19 protein-coding genes are annotated in these 18,828 nt (G+C 41.6%); 2 read left to right on the plus strand and 17 right to left on the minus strand.

The window, feature by feature from the left end; all coding sequences use genetic code 11:
* Positions 1–23: 23 nt before the first annotated feature.
* On the minus strand, positions 24–377 hold the full coding sequence (locus H1A14_RS15905; RefSeq protein ID WP_194777270.1) for a Spx/MgsR family RNA polymerase-binding regulatory protein: 354 nt from the start codon (positions 375–377) through the stop codon (positions 24–26).
* A gap of 93 nt (positions 378–470) precedes the next feature.
* On the opposite strand from H1A14_RS15905, the gene H1A14_RS15910 reads away from it, so the two are divergent.
* Complete coding sequence (locus H1A14_RS15910; protein ID WP_228527817.1) at positions 471–965, plus strand: DUF4168 domain-containing protein; 495 nt, start codon at positions 471–473, stop codon at positions 963–965.
* Between the two features lie 106 nt (positions 966–1,071).
* On the opposite strand, the gene hemL is transcribed toward H1A14_RS15910, so the two are convergent.
* From hemL to H1A14_RS15970, 12 genes are all read right to left on the minus strand, one after another.
* Positions 1,072–2,361: a glutamate-1-semialdehyde 2,1-aminomutase gene (gene hemL, locus H1A14_RS15915; protein ID WP_194777271.1), complete on the minus strand. Its 1,290-nt coding sequence runs from the start codon at positions 2,359–2,361 to the stop codon at positions 1,072–1,074.
* A 10-nt stretch (positions 2,362–2,371) separates the two neighbouring features.
* Positions 2,372–4,039 carry an ABC transporter substrate-binding protein gene (locus H1A14_RS15920; RefSeq protein ID WP_194777272.1) on the minus strand — a complete coding sequence of 556 codons (1,668 nt, stop codon included), beginning with the start codon at positions 4,037–4,039 and terminating at the stop codon, positions 2,372–2,374.
* 261 nt (positions 4,040–4,300) lie between these two features.
* Complete coding sequence (gene guaA / locus H1A14_RS15925) at positions 4,301–5,830, minus strand: glutamine-hydrolyzing GMP synthase (protein WP_194777273.1); 1,530 nt, start codon at positions 5,828–5,830, stop codon at positions 4,301–4,303.
* A gap of 583 nt (positions 5,831–6,413) precedes the next feature.
* A complete protein-coding gene (locus H1A14_RS15930) occupies positions 6,414–7,313 on the minus strand; it encodes a phosphotriesterase family protein (protein WP_262893969.1) in 900 nt (299 codons plus the stop codon).
* 121 nt (positions 7,314–7,434) lie between these two features.
* Positions 7,435–8,190, minus strand: a complete 756-nt coding sequence (locus tag H1A14_RS15935; RefSeq protein WP_194777275.1) for a hypothetical protein — start codon at positions 8,188–8,190, stop codon at positions 7,435–7,437.
* Positions 8,191–8,342: 152 nt separating this feature from the next.
* The gene (locus tag H1A14_RS15940; protein WP_194777276.1) at positions 8,343–9,347 is read right to left on the minus strand and encodes a ligase-associated DNA damage response exonuclease; all 1,005 of its coding nucleotides are present in this window, start codon (positions 9,345–9,347) and stop codon (positions 8,343–8,345) included.
* A 57-nt stretch (positions 9,348–9,404) separates the two neighbouring features.
* A complete protein-coding gene (locus H1A14_RS15945) occupies positions 9,405–10,031 on the minus strand; it encodes a flavin reductase family protein (RefSeq protein ID WP_194777277.1) in 627 nt (208 codons plus the stop codon).
* Positions 10,031–10,474 (minus strand): hypothetical protein, encoded by a 444-nt coding sequence (locus H1A14_RS15950; RefSeq protein WP_194777278.1) that lies wholly within the window; start codon positions 10,472–10,474, stop codon positions 10,031–10,033. The genes H1A14_RS15945 and H1A14_RS15950 overlap by 1 nt, the downstream gene beginning before the upstream one ends.
* A gap of 19 nt (positions 10,475–10,493) precedes the next feature.
* Entirely contained in the window at positions 10,494–10,757 is a 264-nt protein-coding gene (locus H1A14_RS15955; RefSeq protein ID WP_194777279.1) for a hypothetical protein, read from the minus strand.
* An 83-nt stretch (positions 10,758–10,840) separates the two neighbouring features.
* On the minus strand, positions 10,841–11,527 hold the full coding sequence (locus H1A14_RS15960; RefSeq protein ID WP_194777280.1) for an SDR family NAD(P)-dependent oxidoreductase: 687 nt from the start codon (positions 11,525–11,527) through the stop codon (positions 10,841–10,843).
* A gap of 114 nt (positions 11,528–11,641) precedes the next feature.
* On the minus strand, positions 11,642–12,340 hold the full coding sequence (gene folE / locus H1A14_RS15965) for a GTP cyclohydrolase I FolE (protein ID WP_194777281.1): 699 nt from the start codon (positions 12,338–12,340) through the stop codon (positions 11,642–11,644).
* Positions 12,294–12,710 (minus strand): 6-pyruvoyl trahydropterin synthase family protein, encoded by a 417-nt coding sequence (locus tag H1A14_RS15970; RefSeq protein WP_194777282.1) that lies wholly within the window; start codon positions 12,708–12,710, stop codon positions 12,294–12,296. The genes folE and H1A14_RS15970 overlap by 47 nt, the downstream gene beginning before the upstream one ends.
* A 378-nt stretch (positions 12,711–13,088) precedes the next feature.
* Between H1A14_RS15970 and H1A14_RS15975 the strand changes: the two genes are divergently transcribed.
* Entirely contained in the window at positions 13,089–13,811 is a 723-nt protein-coding gene (locus H1A14_RS15975) for a murein L,D-transpeptidase catalytic domain family protein (RefSeq protein ID WP_194777283.1), read from the plus strand.
* 2 nt (positions 13,812–13,813) lie between these two features.
* Here H1A14_RS15975 and H1A14_RS15980 read toward each other — a convergent pair whose 3' ends face one another.
* From H1A14_RS15980 to H1A14_RS15995, 4 genes are all read right to left on the minus strand, one after another.
* Positions 13,814–15,463 (minus strand): L,D-transpeptidase family protein, encoded by a 1,650-nt coding sequence (locus tag H1A14_RS15980; protein WP_194777284.1) that lies wholly within the window; start codon positions 15,461–15,463, stop codon positions 13,814–13,816.
* A gap of 160 nt (positions 15,464–15,623) precedes the next feature.
* Entirely contained in the window at positions 15,624–16,472 is an 849-nt protein-coding gene (kdsA, locus tag H1A14_RS15985; protein WP_194777420.1) for a 3-deoxy-8-phosphooctulonate synthase, read from the minus strand.
* A 166-nt stretch (positions 16,473–16,638) separates the two neighbouring features.
* The gene (locus H1A14_RS15990) at positions 16,639–17,187 is read right to left on the minus strand and encodes a KdsC family phosphatase (protein WP_194777285.1); all 549 of its coding nucleotides are present in this window, start codon (positions 17,185–17,187) and stop codon (positions 16,639–16,641) included.
* A gap of 1 nt (position 17,188) precedes the next feature.
* Positions 17,189–18,730: a bifunctional GNAT family N-acetyltransferase/carbon-nitrogen hydrolase family protein gene (locus tag H1A14_RS15995; RefSeq protein WP_194777286.1), complete on the minus strand. Its 1,542-nt coding sequence runs from the start codon at positions 18,728–18,730 to the stop codon at positions 17,189–17,191.
* Positions 18,731–18,828 lie beyond the last annotated feature (98 nt).

Here is an 18,828-nt window from a genome sequence, read left to right on the forward strand (position 1 = left end):
TTTCTTTTAAGGAGATGATTTGTTTAGCCCATTTTTTCCTTTATGGTTGCTTCATCAAATCCTAAAGAAATGCTTCCATTAGGATAAATGATCAAAGGTCTTTTTATCATGCTGTTCTTTTCTGAAAGCAAACTCAAAGCCTGATCGTTCGGTCTTTCCAAAATGGCTTTTTCTTCTTCAGCAAGCTTTCTGTAAGTGGTTCCGCGCTTATTCACCAGATCCTCAAAAGCTACTTTCTCCAAAAAAGCCTTTAGCAGGTTTTCATCAGGTTTTACTTTTTTATAATCAAGAAATTCATAAACAAACCCTTCCTCCTCCAGAAAGGCGAAAGTGTTTTTCATGGTGTTGCAATTCTTGATTCCATATATTTTTAGCATATTTTCATGAATTAAATTTGTAAAAACAATATTCAGGCATCAAAGTTGTACATTTAATTGTGAATTAAATCAATAATAACTTAATAAATCATCATGACTTATTCAAAACTAACCAAGATTTTCACCTTATCGGCCTTATTCTCCTTTGTTTTTGCATTCGGAGCAATGTCACAGCAGCAATTACCACCTGCGCCACAACAACAAGCCAATGTAAATTTTTCAGAAGATGATTACAAGGCATTTGTGAAGATCAACAAAGAAATCATTCCTATTCAACAGGATGCTCAAGAGACCATGTTAAAGGAAATCGAAGGCAAAGGAATGGATGTCAATCGTTTCCAAGAGATGGCTCAGGCTCAACAGGCTGGTAAAATCACTGATGTATCAGAAGATCCTGAAGAGATCGCTAAATTCAATGAAGCAGGACAGAAGGTAATGGAAGTGCAACAAGAAGCGCAACAAACCATACAGAAGAAAATCATGGAACATGAGTTTCCAATGGAAAAATTCCAACAAATGTCCATGGCCTATAACCAAAATGAGGAAGTAAGGGCCAAAGTGGACAAAATGTTGCAAGAAGATGAATAATTATTGATTCACTTCACTTTAAAAAGTAAGTCAAAATGGCTTACTTTTTTTTGTTTAAAAAAACACTTTGTTCTTTAAGGAATGCTTAACACCAAAATACACAATTTTAAGTAATTGACTTTATGGCTTCTTGGTGGGCATTCAGAATTTTGCTGATTTCTTCCTCGCCCAATGCGGTGGAAAGAAACAGACTCTCAAATTGTGAAGGGGCGAGGTAGATGCCTTGATGGAGCATTTCCTGGAAATATTTTCCAAACAATACAGTGTCAGATTTTTTGGCAGATTCAAAATCATAAACCTTTTCTTGGGTAAAGAAAAGCGAATACATGCTGCCGATGTGGTTGAGGGTATAATTCATACCATTGGTATGGAGATTTTCCCTGATGCCCTTTGTGATTTTTTCCCCTATTTGGTCCAATTTGGGATAAACTTCAGGATGGTCATTTAAATAGTGCAGCATGGTGAGTCCTGCTGCCATGGCAATTGGATTGCCGGATAGGGTCCCGGCCTGATACACTGGTCCTGCAGGAGATACAAAATCCATGATTTCTTTTTTGCCTCCATAGGCCCCAACAGGCAATCCTCCTCCTATGATTTTACCTAAAGTGGTCATGTCAGGTGTTACCCCGAAACGTTCCTGGGCACCGCCTTTAGCCAGTCTAAAACCAGTCATGACCTCGTCAAAAATCAACACGATCGCTTCCTTGGTACAAAGATCCCGAATAGCTTCGAGGTAGCCTTTTTTTGGTAAAACCAATCCCATGTTTCCAGGAACAGGTTCTAAAATCAGAGCAGCTATTTCCCCTTTATTGGCTTCAATTAGTTTTTCGAGTGCTTCAAAGTCATTGAAAGGGGCCAATAAGGTGTCTTTGGCAGTTCCCTTAGTGACGCCCGGAGAATCGGGTTGCCCCATGGTGATAGCTCCAGAGCCTGCTGATATCAAAAAAGAATCTCCATGACCATGGTAATGGCCTTCCATTTTGATGAATTTATCCTTTCCCGTATAGCCCCTGGCTACCCGGATGGCTGACATGGTGGCTTCAGTGCCGGAATTGACCATTCTTACCTTTTCAACAGAAGGAACCATTTGGGTGATCAGTTCGGCGATTTCCACTTCCCGAGCCGTGGGAGCCCCAAAGGAAGTGCCGCTTTCAATGGCTTTTCGGATAGCTTCCTGAATCATTTCAGGATTGTGGCCTAGGATCATGGGCCCCCAGCTGTTGATCAATTCAATGTAAGCATTGTCATCCTCATCATAAATGTATGCACCTTTGGCCTTTTTGATAAAAATTGGATTTCCCCCTACAGCCCTAAATGCCCTAACGGGTGAATTCACTCCACCGGGTATAAAATGCTGGGCTTTTTCGAATAACTTATGACTTTGTTGCGTCTGCATGAGTAGTTTGTTAATCAATTACCAAGTTACCATTCTCTAAAGTAATTATTGGCACATGTTTGTTGAACCGGGTTCGGGAGAAATCATATCCTAACGTCACCTTACCCTTTTTAAAACCATTTTTGTCCAAGTTTTTTCTTAAGTCAAATCCGGCTTTCTGATTGATGGATTCCACCACCCAATGAAGCAAATCATAACCGAGATGGGTATTGTAGGAAGGATAAATATGGTATTGTTCAAAAAATTGGTTACGGAAATCATCCACATGTTCATTGTTGAAGTCAACTGTATTGTTGGCCACAAAATGGAAATTTTCTGATTCCAGCATTTCAAAGCTGGCAAAATTAAAGTAGAGCCAGCTGTCCATAACGATCACGGGAACTTCTGAAGTAATGGATTCCAGAACCGAAAAAGTGGATGAAGCTACATTGGGATCGTCAGAAAAAATCACCAACTGATCTGCTTGAAGTTCGCCTTGCCCCCTAATGCCCAAATCTGCGAAAAAATTCCTCATATCCCGCTCATCTACTTTCTTGTTACTCACTATTTGATAACCCTTTTCCTGGGCCAAAGTTGCAAATTCCTTGGAAAGCACCTCATCTCGTGTACTACCAGAATAGGCAATGGCCACTCTTCTCCCAGGAAGATTGGCCTGAAAATAACGAAGAATTCCTTGGGAAATGGATTCCACAGAGGGCCTGAATAGATAAGAGAATTCCATTGTCTGCATTTCCTTATTTAAATTGGAAAGAGGATTAATAAATGGGATTTTGTGGATCTCTGCAAAAGTAGAAACCAACTCCGATTCTTCAGGGTAAATGGGGCCAATGATCACATCAGCCAATTTTAAAAAGGGATCATTGAGGATACGCTTTACTCGATCTGTTTTCCGCTCAGTGTCAAAAGTGCGGATCACGATATCTACGCCAGCATCTTTGGCCTCTACGGCAGCCATATTGATGCCCTGATAAAGTTCGAAAACAAAGTTATTGCCGTTTAGTCGGCTAGTGCCACTGCCTCCGCTGTAATTGAAAGGCAAAATGACTGCCACTTCCAGGGTTTTGTTTAGGGTTCTGGTTTCCGGAACTTCACCCAACTCACCCTGGGCATTGATATTTTTGATTCTGCCATATGCAGTCGCTTCCGAGGCAGACATGATTGATTGTCTTTCAAGTTGATTTTTGAGAGCAACAATGTATCCCCGATTTTTTTGATATTTATTTAGATTACCGACAAGAAAGCTTACCGAAGCATCATCAAGGTATTTGAAACTGGCTTTTTCGGCTTCTTCTCTAATGTTCGGATCTTTGATTTGATCAATGATGTTCAGAGCGTCATTGTATTTTTTTTCCTCAAAATTGGCCAGGGCCATAAGGTATCTGGCATCATCTTTCTTTACCCAATCCCCATTTTCCAATAAAGGTTGGAGGGAGGTTTTTGCCAATTCAAATTGTCCATTCTGAAAAGCTGCACGTCCAAAATGGTACCTTGCGTATTGGGAAAGCGGGCCATAGTTCCTGCTATCCATGTAAGGCCGGAGGAGGTCCATCCCTTCAGAAAAGTTACCGTAACCGATCAGGGTTTTCGCTCTTTTATAGCTTGCCAGTTCATCTTGGGCCTGGAGGATTTGGACATTAAAAAAAAATATGGACCAAAATAGGATGAAAGTAGTTCTCATGTGTTGATTGGATTTCGGAAATAAAATCAAATATTATACCTTAATTTCCCTGATCCGAAATTAAAACTTTTTGGCGGACTTAAACAAGCGAAAAGCCTATTTGGGAAAAACCAATTAAATCGATTGGTTCAAATAAGGTTTTCAGGATCTAATGCGCTGAAGTTGTTTTGCAAATTTGGATTGACCCTGAAGATAGTCTTGAGGGAAACAACTTTATTTCATAAATTATTACACAAAGTAGCTTTCACGTAGTACAAAGGCCTATTCCCACTCTATGGTTGCCGGTGGTTTTGAAGAAATGTCATAGACCACACGGTTGACCCCTTTTACCCTATTGATGATTTCATTGGAGATTTTACCAAGAAACTCATAAGGAAGGTGAATCCAGTCGGCTGTCATGCCATCTACTGAACCTACCGCCCGAAGCGCAACGACACGCTCATAAGTCCGTTCGTCGCCCATCACTCCTACCGACTGAATAGGCAGTAAGATGGCTCCCGCTTGCCAAACTTCGTCATACAAGCCACTTTCTTTCAGACCCTGAATAAAAATATGATCCACTTCTTGTAAGGTATGCACTTTTTCGGGAGTGATGTCTCCTAAAATACGGATGGCCAAACCAGGACCCGGGAAGGGATGGCGTCCTACAATGCTTTCCGGGATCTCCAAGGCTCTTCCCACCTCCCTGACCCCGTCTTTGAAAAGGGTATTGAGTGGCTCGACCACTTGGAGTTTCATGAAATCAGGCAAACCACCCACATTGTGGTGAGATTTGATGGTAGCAGAAGGTCCATTGACGGAAACAGATTCGATCACATCTGGATAAATGGTTCCCTGTCCGAGCCATTTCACTCCTGGAATCTTATGGGATTCATCATCAAATACCTCGATAAACACTCTTCCGATTGCCTTTCGTTTGGCTTCTGGATCACTGATGCCCGCCAAAGCATCATAGAAACGCTTTTTAGCATCTACTCCAATAACATTTAATCCCAAATGCTGGTAAGAATCCAGCACCTCTTGGTATTCATTTTTCCTGAGTAGTCCATTGTCCACGAAAACGCAGGTGAGGTTATTGCCGATCGCTCGGTGGATGAGCGTTGCGGCTACCGAGGAGTCTACTCCTCCGGAAAGTCCCATGACTACTTTATCATTCCCTATTTTTTCTTTGAGTTCTGCGATAGAGGCATCGATGAAAACATCAGAAGTCCAATCTTGAGAGCAGTCGCAGATTTGGACTACAAAGTTTCTCAAAAGATTCTTTCCTTCCGTGGAATGGGTGACTTCTGGATGAAATTGGATACCATAAGTATCCTCCCCTTCAATTTTAAATGCTGCTACCCTGACAGAAGGGGTACTGGCAATGACCTTAAAACCTTCAGGCAATTCTCTGATGGTGTCCCCGTGTGACATCCACACCTGGGTGCCATGGGTCATTTCTTTCAAAAGATCATAATGAGTGTCCAAGTGAGTCAGATTGGCTCTTCCATATTCCCGGATTTCGGAAGGGAGTACTTCACCCCCATATTTCTGGGCCATCAGTTGGGATCCGTAGCAGACCCCCAAAATGGGTAGTTTGCCTCTAAACTGGTCAAGGTCCAAATCCGGAGATCCTTCGTCCCTCACTGAACAGGGACTTCCGGAGAGAATGATTCCTTTGATGTCTGGGGTGATTTCTGGAATTTTGTTGAATGGGTGGATTTCGCAATATACATTGAGTTCCCTTACCCTACGTGCAATCAGCTGTGTATATTGGGAACCGAAGTCTAAAATCAGGATTTGTTCTGCCATGCGCAAAGGTACATAGGACCCTTAAAAGGAGAAAATGATCAGGGTTATTTTTCAGAATATTATTTTGTAGTCCTAGCCCTTATATGCTACTAAAGGTCACATACAACATTTGAGAACCCTATACCTAAATTGATATTGAAAAATAGGTTATTGAATGGGGTTCTCTGATCACTCATGGTTCCAAATGGCAAGGTACCTACCGTAAATTTCACGTAAAGATCTAACCTGTCTAAACCATGAGAGAATGACCTCTCCACCGGGGTCAATCTTATGTTAGGGTGGGAAATGACGGAGTGACCAAAACTTTCTCTCCATCCGGCAAGTTCGAGGTATCCTGGTGCTACCCAATCCAGAAAAGGAAAATGTCGTCATTGATGGTGCCTCTCTTTACAAGCAAAGAATGGCTAAATAAATATCTTCCCAGATGATTTTCATAGAAGAAGGAATATTCATTCAGAAATTCCAAAAAAATATTGCACTTGACCAAAAATATTACTGGTTCAGGAGGTACTGAAGGAGAAATTGCATTGAAGGTGTGTTTTTTTCAATCTTGAATGGGCGACCACGAAAAGAAAGCGAGCTTTTACTGCCCTTTTTTCACTGCCCTCAACCCAAAAGCCAATCCGGGGTTTTTCACCAATAGGTCATCAAAATCCTGGTCGGAGAATCCTTCTTTTTGGAGGATGGGAATGAGTGTGTCAAAAATGGCAGTAAAACCTATGAAGTCACCACCCTCAGGTTCTCCCGGGCTGTACCAACCTGCATCATGGGAAATGAGCACATGATCTAAAATTTGATTTTCTTTGGCAAAAACAAGTCGCTCAACATGCCTTTCCACATCCCATACAACCCCATCTAAGCTGATCCAGCAACCTCTTTTGGCTCCCTCCATATAAAGGTCAAAATTTTTTTCTTGTTGGGCATGTACCCAGATAAACGCATCAGGACTGACTCCTACCGATTGAAGGATGTCCAATTGCTGCTTGGCTGCCATCCATGGCCCGGTATGTGAAGCTATGACCATGCCTGTTGCCAGGTGGGTTAGCCCAGCGGCCTTTACGATTTTTTGATCTACTTCAGACAATGGGTCCTGGGCATTAACAGAAATTTTGATAAAACCTGGTTTGATGCCTGTATCTTCAATACCATTCTCAAATTCAAAAATCCATCTGGAAGCCAATTGCTCTGCGGTTTCCATATGGACATGCACGGGAAGATACTTGCCATCAACCGCGCCGTAGTATCCTGTATTGGTCAAAAATTGTATTCCTGTACGTTTGCTTAATGCCTGGAGAAGTTCAGGATCTCTTCCCAAATATGCCGGTGTGCATTCAATTATGGTGTTCACACCATGAGCTTTTAATTCCAATAAATAGGGGAGAACCCTTTCCATTACCGAATCTCTGTTCCAGCGATGGTAACCTACTTCCTCAGCACCAATAAAATTCACCAAAATATGCTCATGGATCAATGTTTTGCCCAAATTTTTACTGTTGACAATGCCATCAACCGAATAAATCTGGACGTTCTTTTGGCAGGAAATTAAAGAAATAATCAAAAAACCGATCAATAATTGCAAACAAATTAATTGTTTGCAATTATTCTTATTGTTGCATGGAGAGTTGTGGCTCATCTGGAATTTTGATCAGGGTGGTCATTTGTTTGCAGGTATAGGTTTTGAGTCCTACTTTCATTAGTGATTCTCTGATGGTGTTTGCGCTCTTTAAATTAATTCTCACTTTATACAAATGATTCCTAATTCCTGTTTCATCCATGGCATACATTTCCTTGGTTTCATAACTGATGCGGGCAGCGATTTCCTCCAGGGTATATCCAGTCATTTCCAAATTTTGACCGCTATATTGGCTTTTTTGCAGAATGCCTTTTTCGGTTTGATACAGGGCGGCTTTTAATTTAGTGCGGTCTTCAAGTCTGATACAGGTTTTCACCATTAGTAATTCCTCTCTCTGAATATTGAATGAACCCTCTTCGACCCATGTATCCAAGACCAATTTCAGAAATTCCTCACTGCGCTCTTGACCGGGATGCTTAAGAGTCAAAAAGTAATTTTCACGATTGACACCCTTGCCGAATTCATATTGATTTTGACCAAATACCTCCTCCATGATCTGGGATAATTTTCCGCCCACTTGCTTAAATTCGGGTCCACTTGAACTACTAATTCCTTGTAGGCCTGTTTTATCGAACTTTTCAAGAATAAGCGTAAACCGAGGATGTTCAATGGAAACCAAAAGGGTTTTTTGAGCATCAACCTTTGTTGGGAAACCCTGTGCAAAAAGGTTGGGAAAGGCAGTGAGAAAACCCATAATCGTTAAGGCTATACAGAGTTCCTTTTTCATGGTCGGGTTGAGTAGTATGTATGTTTAGTACTCGAAATTATTCATTCTATGAGAAAAAGTGTAATAAATAGGCACTTTTTCTGGGAAGTAGAGTGATGCTATTCCCTATTCTAAACTTGGTGATTATGCTAATTTTGGTAAAAACGTTTTTTTCAATCATCACCCTGCTCTCCGGCAAAAAGCGTATTAAGTTCCTCCGAGCTTATATTTTCCTCTTCTTCCAGATACCGACCAAAAACAGCCGAGTTCCCATGTGTAAGGTATACTTTTTCAGCTTGGGTCGCCTTGATGGCAGTGATCAATCCATCCCAATCTGCATGGTCCGATAAGATAAAACCAATGTCTGCAGCTCTTCTCCTTCGGGTTCCCCTTACAGCCATCCATCCAGAACAGATGCCAGTCCGATAGGGGCTGAATTTCCGCATCCAAGGTGTGCCCATCGCTGAAGGTGGAGCCAAAATCATGGCCTTTCGAAAATTTTCTTTGGTAATATCTCCCGACACTTTTGTTACATCAGGCACATCAAGTTGATTGGCCAACAGCGCCTGATTGGTATTCCAAATAGCCCCATGGCAATACAATGGCCCGATATCCTGATTTAATCCTCTTAATATCCTTTGGGCTTTGCCAAGAGAGTAGGCGAAAAGGACAGAAGCCCTGCCATGTTCTGCATTTTTTCGCCACCACTCATTGATGGCAGCAAATATGCTCTCTTGAGGTTCCCAGCGATAAATAGGTAAACCAAAGGTGCATTCTGATACAAATTCGTGACATTTGATGGGTTCAAAGGCTGTCGAAAAACCATCATCTTCAGTTTTGTAATCGCCACTTACCACCACGACCTTCCCTTCATGCTCCAACCTTATTTGGGAAGAACCGGGAATGTGGCCGGCAGGATGAAGAGAGAGTTTGACCCCGTTGAGGTAGACCGGTGAGTTGTAGTCCAGGGTTTGTAATGAAATCTCAGGCCCGAGTCTTAATTTCATCACCTCTGCTGATTGCTTGTGGGCAAGGTAGTGATTCATACCCCATCTGGAATGGTCTGCGTGGGCATGGGTGATGACCGCTTTGTCCACAGGTTTCCAAGGATCAATAAATAACCCTGCTTGTGGACAATAAAGCCCTTTTTCAGTCAATTCGATCAGAGATTTAGCCATGAGGATTGATGAGATGCTTGTTAAATGTAGCAAAAAAATATCAGCTTGATTTCAGTCCTAAATCTCTTGTATTGGCTGATCAGGTTTGGGGTAGCTGAGACGTCCCAGTTTTTTGCCGATATGATAAGTATCCAGCCCACTCACAGTTACGGTATCAAGAACATTCAAGTCCAACATTCCGTCAAAACCCAACCCCTTTTCCGCAACCCAGAAATGTTGAATTTCCCCTATGACCAATACGGTGTCATTGACTTTTAAGGTTTGGTTTTCAACGAGGTAACAACCCATTTTTACTTGAGAGGGAACAACAAATGGTGCAGGGAAGTCTTCCAGATAAACTTCTTCTAATCCTGTGGCCTTAAATTCTGAAACAGCATACCTTGCCGCTGTCTGATGAGCTGCTTTATAAAAGGAGGAACTCACATGATTGAGGGTAAAATACCCCGTATCCAGAATGTTTTCAAGGGTGTGCCTTTCCACGGTATGGGGTCTGAATAAGATTCCTATCAGGGGCGGGGTAGCTCCAATGTGGAATACCTGTGAAAATGGGGCTAAATTTGTCTCTCCATTCCTGTTCTGGGAGCCGATTAGGTGGAGGCTTTTGTATCCAGTGATGCTATTGACAAGATTTCTTCTGAAATCACTCGGCGCATCCAATAGCTGTTTTCTGGTAATATGTCTCATTAGGTAAGAATCGCTTCCTCAACAGAGTCGCAATACTGAATGTCTAGTCGGTCGATGACATTATCTGGATGGTTTTGGATGATTTGAGCCTTGGCAATCATCACCATTTTCTCAAACCACTTTTCAGAAGGAAGAATTTTTCGGTGCACATTCAGGCCGTATTCCAACATCTCTGCTTTCCACACCAGGAAATACCATTCCATACTTGGCTGGTGAAAAGCCCTCAGGGCACGTTTATCAAAAATGAACTTGTGGTATTTTCCACCTTTTACAATTTTTGAAATTTTATGGAAAGTCTCTTTGAAGTCCTCTATAGGTACATAGTCCACCAATAATTCACAGATAATGATTCCGTTGTCACCGTCAGCAAGGACTTTGCTGTATTTCTCTTCAAAAACCAATTGGAAATGGTGGTTTTCCGTTATACTGATCAGGTCATTCATGATGGCTTAGGTTTTGGTATTATAGGAATGTGTTTCTTTTCAAATTGTGCTTATGGGTCATTTCTTCACGAAACTGATCCATGTTTTCCTCCAGTTTAATGGCGTATTCTAGCGTGGTTTTCATCATTTCCTGTTGGGAATTGATCTGTTCTTTTAAGCGGTGTAATTCCTGATTCATTTCTGCCATTTTGAGGTCATATTCCTTTTTCAACCGCTCTTTTTCAAGCTGGGCTTTCTTAAGTTCTTCCTTGAAAATCAAAAATGATTCCGGTGGGGTCTTCATAATCATCATACTTTAATCAATTGGGATCATACCCTATTCCAACTACACTTTTTTAATCTGATTGTTTTAAAAAATGGGAATTTTTATACATTTCTTACCGAAGACATACCGCCGTCCAAATGTAAAATTTGTCCGGTCATCCAAGTGGATTCACCGCTCAACAGGTAAATTGCTGCGGAAGCGATGTCTTCTGGCTGGCCAAAACGTCCCAATGGATGTCTCTTGTTGGAGGCTTCTTTTTTGTCGTCTGTAGAAAGCAGTTGGCTGGCAAGGGAGGTATCTGTCAAAGAGGGAGCAATGGCGTTCACCCTTATTTTGGAGGCTGACCATTCTGCGGCCAATGACCTTGTCAGGCCTTCTAGAGCCCCTTTGGCACTGGCAATAGAAGCATGAAAACCCAATCCAACCTGAACGGCTACAGTGCTGAACAAAACCACCGAAGCTTTGTCTGCTTTTTTAAGTCCTTTCATACAAGATTGAAGCACTTTTACGGCTCCTAAAACATTAATGTTAAGGTCTCTTTGAAACTCATCCAAGCTCAAACGGTGAAAAGGTTTTAAGTTGATTGTCCCGGGACAATATACCAGTCCGTCTATTTTTTCGGGCAAACCTTCAATTTCTGAAAAATCCGATTCTACATCCAGTTGTTGAGTGCCATTTCCGCTCTTGCTGTACAAATACAAATTGGCACCCTTATTTTCCAACATGGTTGCGATGCTTTTACCAATCCCTGAGTTTCCTCCGATGATAACAATATTTTTATCTTTCATGTATCAGTTTCTTTTCCATAATTAAGTACCTTAGAACCTAAATTGTTTGATTTTTTAAACAATAAAAAAGCCGAAACATTACATTTCGGCTTTGTTGGTTCAGTTGTATTAAAGTTATTCCAAAGAAATATATTTCATAAATTCATTTCTGGATTGTTCATCTTGTTCAAATTTCCCACTATAAAAGGAAGTCACTGTGCTACTGCTGACATCCTGTATACCTCTCGAAGAAACGCACATGTGATGGGCATCTATGATTACAGCCACGTCATCAGTTTTCAACATTTCTTTCAATTCATTGCCTATCTGCATGGTCAATCTTTCTTGTACCTGAGGTCTTTTAGCAAAATATTGGACAATGCGGTTTATTTTGGATAGACCAATCACCGTGCCATTGGAAATGTAAGCTACATGTGCTTTGCCATATATGGGTACAAAATGGTGTTCGCAGTTGGAGAAAAAAGTAATGTCTTTCTCTACCAACATCTCGTTGTACTTGTATTTGTTTTCGAAAAGTTTGACATCTGGCCTGTTTTTGGGATTCAAACCGCTGAAGACTTCCTTGATGTACATCTTGGCCACTCTTCTTGGCGTTCCCTTTAGGCTATCATCCGTAAGGTCCAAACCGAGAACATGCATGATTTCCCTAAAATGCTTTTCGATCAACTCCATCTTGAGCTCGTCATCCATTTCAAAGGCATCTTCTCTAAGGGGGGTCTCATGGGAGGTCCCAATGTGTTCATCGCCAATTTCCTCTATGGTATGGTCAAATATCATTCCCGTTGTATTCAACAAAGTTTCTTTCTGTTTCATATAGTCGAATTGTTATTTCGTATTTAGTATCAATTTTATTTCTCAGAATATTCCAAATAACCACAGCAATGTTTTCCGCAGTTGGATTAAGGTTTTTAAATTCATCGGTATCTAGGTTTAAGTTTTTATGATCAAATTTATTCAGTACATTTTCTTTAATAAGATCACTGAGGATCTTCATGTCATACACGTAACCTGTATTAGGGTCTATTTCTCCAACAAGCTTTACGATCAAATCATAATTGTGGCCGTGAAAATGAGGATTGTTGCATTTGCCAAAGACACGGGTATTTTGTTCTTCGGACCAATCTGGATTGTGTAATCTGTGGGCAGCATTGAAATGCTCTTTTCTGTAGACGGCAACCTTCATTAATTTTTACTTTGCTGGGCTAATGGAAATCCAATGTGTTTAAATTGTTGTTATTCCCTAAGTTTTGAATTCTTTTAATACGAACTTGAATCCTGATATAATGTTTAAATTTTTTCTCCAATAGTTAAACAAAATAACCTAATTCATTTGTTGCCAAATCTTTACTGGCTGTTATTTTACTGATTCATATGGCAAATATACTTATCATAATGTCCATTTGTCTCATTAGAAACATTCAACTGATAAATCAGCATAGTAACAATGTAAGTTGAATTTTGAGTTCCATTTCTAAAACCCCTAAAATATTACCATCAAGGAAGCGTTGTATTGATATTGATTTTGTTAATTTGCAAGATCGGTTACCCTCTTTATAATGCAATGCTGAGAATTTTTGCCTTATTGATAGTTTTTACCTGTTCTTCTTTTTGGAGTCCACTGACGCTTCAAAATGAACAAGAGCCCAGCAGGACAATTAGTATGGATCTGACAGGTAGGATGGTTGAATTAATTTTAGATCATCAAGAAAACCAATCCCTTACATTGCCAAGTTCAAACGTATTGGAATTGGGTCTGACGGGTTTTTTAAAACTTGTTTCAGAAAATCAAATGACATTGGACAAACCGCTGACCATCATTGATTATTCACTGCCTTCTTCTGAAAAAAGGATGTGGATCATTGACGTCAATTCAGGTCAGATCCTCAAGACTTCTTTGGTTTCTCATGGAAGGAACTCCGGAAATCTTCATGCAGAAATGTTTTCAAATACCCCTTCGAGTTTTATGAGCAGTCTTGGGTTTTATTTGACTGCGGAAACCTACCAAGGAAAGCACGGATATTCTCTTAGGTTAGATGGTTTGGAAGAAGGATTTAACGACAAAGCTAGAGAGCGGGCAATTGTCATTCACGGGGCTGAATATGCTTCAGAGGAGGTGGTCAAAACCACAGGCCGATTAGGAAGAAGTCTTGGATGCCCCGCATTGCCGGAAACCCAGTCCAAAGAAATCATAGACTTGATCAAAGAACAGTGTGTGCTTTTCATCTTTGGAAATGATCTTCAATATCTTGGCGAATCTCCTTTGATCCGACCTGCCCTCAGCTGACCTTAATTTCTGGTTTTGTATAACTCAGCCAATATCCTTCCATCCCTTTTATAGAGGTCATTGCGTACGTGCATTTCGTTTTTTCCATCTGTCCAGAAGGTCAGGTATAAAATCACCACAGGGATACTCTCTTTAAGGTTAACGGTGCGCTCTTTGCCTGAATTCATTGCCTTTTTAATCGCTTCTTCATCCCATTGTGGGAACTCTTCCAAGAGTAATTTGGCAAATTCAATTGGTTTCTCTATTCGTATACATCCTGAGCTCAAAGCCCTGTTGTCCCTACTAAAAAGGGAGCGGGTAGGGGTGTCATGGATATAGACATTGTATTTGTTGGGAAACATAAATTTCACCAGACCCAAAGAATTTTGCTGGCCTGGATCCTGCCTTACCATATAAGGGAAATTTCTTGCAGTGATTTTACTCCAATCAATGGATTTGGGATCCACTTCAACGCCTGAATGCGTCAAGATGCGCATTTTTTTTGCAGCCAAATAACCCAAGTCCCGTTTGACAGCTGGGATCACATCATTGGCTAGAATGGTGGGGGGCACCGTCCAAGTGGGGCTGAAAACCAGGTAAGACATCCTTGCATCAAAAACCGGAGTGGCCCGATAATCCTTGCCCACGATGGCATTGGAAGTCAATAAGGTATCACGATCTTTCAGGTAATCCATTTGAAAATTGGCAATGTTGACCAATATCAACTTATCAAACTTCAAAGAATCTGGCAACCACCTGAGTCTTTCTAGATTTACGGCTACCTGACCCATCAGATCCTGAGGGGACTTGTTGAGTGCCTCCAGGGTTCCCGCTCCCAATACCCCGTCGGGCAGGAGTCCATTTCTGACCTGAAGGCGTTGCACTCCGGAGAGAAGAATTGAGTCATATTGGTTAAGGTCAGGCGCCTCATAAGGTTCGAGGTCTCCCCAAAAGATAAGCCGTTCTCTGATCTGATGTAGTATAGGGTTTCTCTCTCCTGGTTTCAAAGATTTTTCAACAGTCAGTTTGTTCCATTTAGGCTTTTCTTTTTTATTGATCTCATGAAACTCCCGAAGGCTCTCACGCATCCTGGGATAAATCCTGAAACTGGGCCAAAGTTCTTGAAGGCTGGTTTTGATTTTATTGCCCTGAATGGCCTCTTCCAACCTCGGATCAATCAACAGATTGGAATTTTTTCTTTGGATGTTCCAGTTCGCTGCCATCTCATCTGGATTAAGCTTTCCTGTAAAAAGATGGGTGGATAACATGATATAGGCATCTGTTAGAAAAATATCCAGATTGGCTTGCTGCTTGACCGTATACTCATCTTGATCTTTTTCCAAAGTTTCAAAATAATCATTGATGATGCCGAGATGGTAGTCCTCTGGCACCAACCCATCAAAAAAAGATTGTTGAATCTGATACCGCATTTCATAGGCATTGCAGGTCAGCTTTCCTTGCTCAAACCAGGCTGGATCAAAAGCCCTGTTGGTGTAGAACCTAAGCATAGTTTCCGAACTGTACAAAGGGATTTGCTGCAAGATAACCCGTTCATCCAGAAATTGGTTTTCAAGGGTGTTTCTGATTTCAAAGGATACAGATTCCTGCCACTCTTGACCCGAGACTTGAAAGCTGATCAGTATAAAAAAAAGTAAGCAATTCTGATTTTTCATAGGTAACAAATTTGTCAAATATGGTGATTAAGAAATTCGGCAGGAAATTTAAGAAGGTTGAAGTTGATATTATGCCATCAGATGCCTTTTAACTTTAACTTTGGATGAAAGCAAAAGCGGAGAAGATGTAAAGGATCATTCCTTAAAGGAAGGAAACCGATTATTCCACCTGGAAATCCTGATACCTTTGCCCGAGTTCCCAAGATGCACGCAGCATTTCCAGAAAACTCTCCATCTTATGTAGGGGTATCAAATTCGGACCATCACTCAAAGCCTTGGAAGGATCAGGATGGGTTTCGATGAAAAACCCGTCAATACCGGTAGCGGCAGCTGCTCGGGCCAGTACCGGTGCAAACTCCCGCTGGCCACCGCTGCTCCCTCCCTGACCGCCAGGTTGTTGTACACTATGGGTAATGTCAAACACGACAGGGGCAAATTGGCGCATGATAGGCAATCCCCTCATGTCCACTACCAAGTTGTGATAGCCCAATGAAAAACCTCTTTCTGTCAGGCAGACATTGGGGTTACCGGTTGACCTTACCTTGTCTACGGCATACTGCATGTCTTCAGGAGCCATAAACTGCCCTCTTTTTATTTTAACAGCCTTCCCTGTCTTTCCTGCAGCGAGTAACAGGTCCGTTTGGCGACAAAGAAAAGCTGGGATCTGCAATACATCCACCACCTGAGCTACCTCCTCAGCCTGGTAACTTTCATGGATGTCAGTAACCAATGGGACCTTGAGTTCTTGACCTACTTTCTGTAAGACTTGAAGAGACTGGTCCATGCCAATGCTCCTAAAAGAGCCGGATGAAGTTCGGTTGGCTTTGTCAAATGAGGCTTTGAAAACATAATCAAACCCAAATTTTGCAGCCAAGGATTTGACAGTGCTTCCTATTTCCAAACAAATATCCAGGCTTTCTACTGCGCAAGGACCTGAAAAAAGTACCGGATTGCCTGCCCCCAAAGTGATGGACTCGGTGATTTGCATGGGTTGTGTATATTTTTTCATCATATTTTATTGTGTATGTACGGAATGAAACCAGTAAAATGGTAATTCAATATAATTCTCGCCAGCAAATTGAAATGTCCGGTACATCAGACTTCGGACTTCGGACTTCCAACCCGTTTGAAGAAGAATATTGGGTTAGTGGCAAAGAAGCGGATAACCATATATTTCATTTAGCATGTTTTTCTATCAAAGGAATTAAATGCCCCTGAGCATGAAGAATAATATCAGCCAGCTCCCTGAAAACACCTTCGCCGCCTTTTTTAGTACTTACATGATCTACCTTTGCCTGCACGTAGGGCAGGGCATCGGCTGGTGCAACGGACAAGCCTACCTTGGTAAGGATTGGCAGATCTATGAGATCGTCACCCAAATAAGCGCAGGCAGACAAAGAGATGCCCAACATTCCCAACACCTCGTGAAGTTTTTCCATTTTATTTTTTACACCGTGTAGGTGAAAGTCAAACTTCAACTCCTCACAGCGGTTTCTCACAACAAGTGAGTCTCGGCCAGTAATGGCCCCCACTTTGATGTGATGGTGCTGTAGGTGATGAACGATCAATCCATCCTTGACGTTGAATTTTTTGTATTCTAGTTGATTGTCATCATAAATGATCCCTCCATCTGTCATCACACCGTCTATGTCTGTAATGATCAGTTTAATGGCTTTCGCTTTTTCAAAAATATGAGAAGCAATCCCTTCTAAATGGTCTAGCATGTCATTTCTTTTTCTTCCAATGGATGGAATACAGGTCCAACCTTCTTTGTTCAAGGTTTCTGACTGAACCTGCCTTCCTCAACTTAGTCAACAGATCAAGGTCCACGTCAGCTACGATGGTAGTCTCGGTGTTTTCTGAAGCTTCTGCGATGACATTGTCATGGGGAAAGGAAAAATCCGAAGGGGAATAAATGGCCGCCCTTGAATGCTGTATGTCCATGTTTTCTACGCGGGGTAGGTTTCCTACAGATCCAGTGATGGCCACATAGCATTCGTTTTCTATTGCCCTCGCTTTAGCGCAGGTACTTACCCTCAGGTAAGCATTTTTAGTATCCGTCCAGAATGGGACAAAAAGAATGTCCATCTCCTGCTCGGCCAGAATTCTGCCAAGTTCGGGAAATTCCACATCATAACAAATCAAAATACCTATCTTACCCGCATCGGTTTCAAAAACCCTGATGCCATTTCCTCCCTGAAGACCCCAATAGGATTGTTCGTCCGGGGTGATGTGAAGTTTGTACTGCTTGTCCATGGTACCGTCCCGCCGGCAGAGATAGCTCACATTCCTGAGTTTTTTGTTGTCATATTCAGGCATACTCCCTGCAATGATGTTGACATTGTAGGACAAGGCCAATTCCTTCATCCGATTGATGATCTCTTCGGTATAGTCAGCCAAATTTCGGATGGCCTCAGAAGCATCCATATCGTTGAATTCTGCCAGCAATGGTGCATTGAAAAATTCCGGAAGCAGGCAAAAGTCGGATTTGTAACCCGACACCGTGTCCACAAAAAACTCCACCTGCTGCATCAGATCATCGATGCTGTTGAAGCGCCTCATTTTCCACTGAACCAGGCCCAGCCGGACGATGGTCTTTTTGTTACCAATGAGTTTCTCGTCCTTTTCATAATAGATATTGATCCATTCCAAGAGGGTGGCGTAGGCTCTGGAATCCGTATCTTCAGGCAGGTATTTGGTAATGACTTTTCGAACGTGGAATTCATTGGCCAGCTGAAAGGAAAGAACAGGGTCATATATTTCCTTGCTTTTGACCTGATCAATGTATTTCCTAGGGGTCATTTGGTCCGCAAAGTTGGTATATCCCGGTATCCTTCCACCGGCTATGATCGACCTGAGATTAAGGTTCTCGCAAAGCTCTTTTCGTGCATCATACAACCTTCTGCCCAAACGCATGCCTCGGTATTCAGTATGCACAAAAACATCGGTTCCATACAAGGTATCCCCATCATCATCATGTGTATCGAATTTCCCGTATCCTGTGATTTGATCATAGGTATGGTTATCTCCGAATTTTCCATAGTCAACAATAAGGCTCAAGGCTGCGGCGACTACTTTTCCATTATCTTCAATACAGATCTGACCTTCAGGAAAAGCCTTGATCTGATTCTTCAATTCTTCTTTGGTCCAGGCACCACCAGGTTCCTTATAGATAGAAACCATGATTTCCCTGATGTCATTGTAATCTGATAATTTTATGTTCCGTAACTTCAGTCTGTGCTCAAGTTCTTCCTTTTGTTTACTCATGATTCAAAAATAATTAATTATACCTGACTAAAATAGTTGTGTATCAAAATATGTTCTTGACGAAACTTTATTTCGAATCGGCTGTTGGACCAAAGAGA

Source organism: Pararhodonellum marinum (assembly GCF_015354735.1).
Classification (GTDB): Bacteria; Bacteroidota; Bacteroidia; order Cytophagales; family Cyclobacteriaceae; genus Pararhodonellum; species Pararhodonellum marinum.

Excerpts from the sequence above, each read along its gene's own strand:
- H1A14_RS15960 (WP_194777280.1), bottom strand. The coding sequence starts at position 11,527 with ATGAAAGATAAAAATATTGTTATCATCGGAGGAAACTCAGGGATTGGT.
- folE (WP_194777281.1), bottom strand. The coding sequence starts at position 12,340 with ATGAAACAGAAAGAAACTTTGTTGAATACAACGGGAATGATATTTGAC.
- H1A14_RS15940 (WP_194777276.1), bottom strand. The coding sequence starts at position 9,347 with ATGGCTAAATCTCTGATCGAATTGACTGAAAAAGGGCTTTATTGTCCA.
- H1A14_RS15990 (WP_194777285.1), bottom strand. The coding sequence starts at position 17,187 with ATGCTAGACCATTTAGAAGGGATTGCTTCTCATATTTTTGAAAAAGCG.
- H1A14_RS15920 (WP_194777272.1), bottom strand. The coding sequence starts at position 4,039 with ATGAGAACTACTTTCATCCTATTTTGGTCCATATTTTTTTTTAATGTC.
- H1A14_RS15980 (WP_194777284.1), bottom strand. The coding sequence starts at position 15,463 with ATGAAAAATCAGAATTGCTTACTTTTTTTTATACTGATCAGCTTTCAA.
- H1A14_RS15910 (WP_228527817.1), top strand. The coding sequence starts at position 471 with ATGACTTATTCAAAACTAACCAAGATTTTCACCTTATCGGCCTTATTC.
- H1A14_RS15950 (WP_194777278.1), bottom strand. The coding sequence starts at position 10,474 with ATGAATGACCTGATCAGTATAACGGAAAACCACCATTTCCAATTGGTT.
- H1A14_RS15935 (WP_194777275.1), bottom strand. The coding sequence starts at position 8,190 with ATGAAAAAGGAACTCTGTATAGCCTTAACGATTATGGGTTTTCTCACT.
- guaA (WP_194777273.1), bottom strand. The coding sequence starts at position 5,830 with ATGGCAGAACAAATCCTGATTTTAGACTTCGGTTCCCAATATACACAG.
- H1A14_RS15955 (WP_194777279.1), bottom strand. The coding sequence starts at position 10,757 with ATGAAGACCCCACCGGAATCATTTTTGATTTTCAAGGAAGAACTTAAG.
- H1A14_RS15995 (WP_194777286.1), bottom strand. The coding sequence starts at position 18,730 with ATGAGTAAACAAAAGGAAGAACTTGAGCACAGACTGAAGTTACGGAAC.
- H1A14_RS15975 (WP_194777283.1), top strand. The coding sequence starts at position 13,089 with ATGCTGAGAATTTTTGCCTTATTGATAGTTTTTACCTGTTCTTCTTTT.
- H1A14_RS15970 (WP_194777282.1), bottom strand. The coding sequence starts at position 12,710 with ATGAAGGTTGCCGTCTACAGAAAAGAGCATTTCAATGCTGCCCACAGA.
- H1A14_RS15945 (WP_194777277.1), bottom strand. The coding sequence starts at position 10,031 with ATGAGACATATTACCAGAAAACAGCTATTGGATGCGCCGAGTGATTTC.
- hemL (WP_194777271.1), bottom strand. The coding sequence starts at position 2,361 with ATGCAGACGCAACAAAGTCATAAGTTATTCGAAAAAGCCCAGCATTTT.
- H1A14_RS15905 (WP_194777270.1), bottom strand. The coding sequence starts at position 377 with ATGCTAAAAATATATGGAATCAAGAATTGCAACACCATGAAAAACACT.
- kdsA (WP_194777420.1), bottom strand. The coding sequence starts at position 16,472 with ATGAAAAAATATACACAACCCATGCAAATCACCGAGTCCATCACTTTG.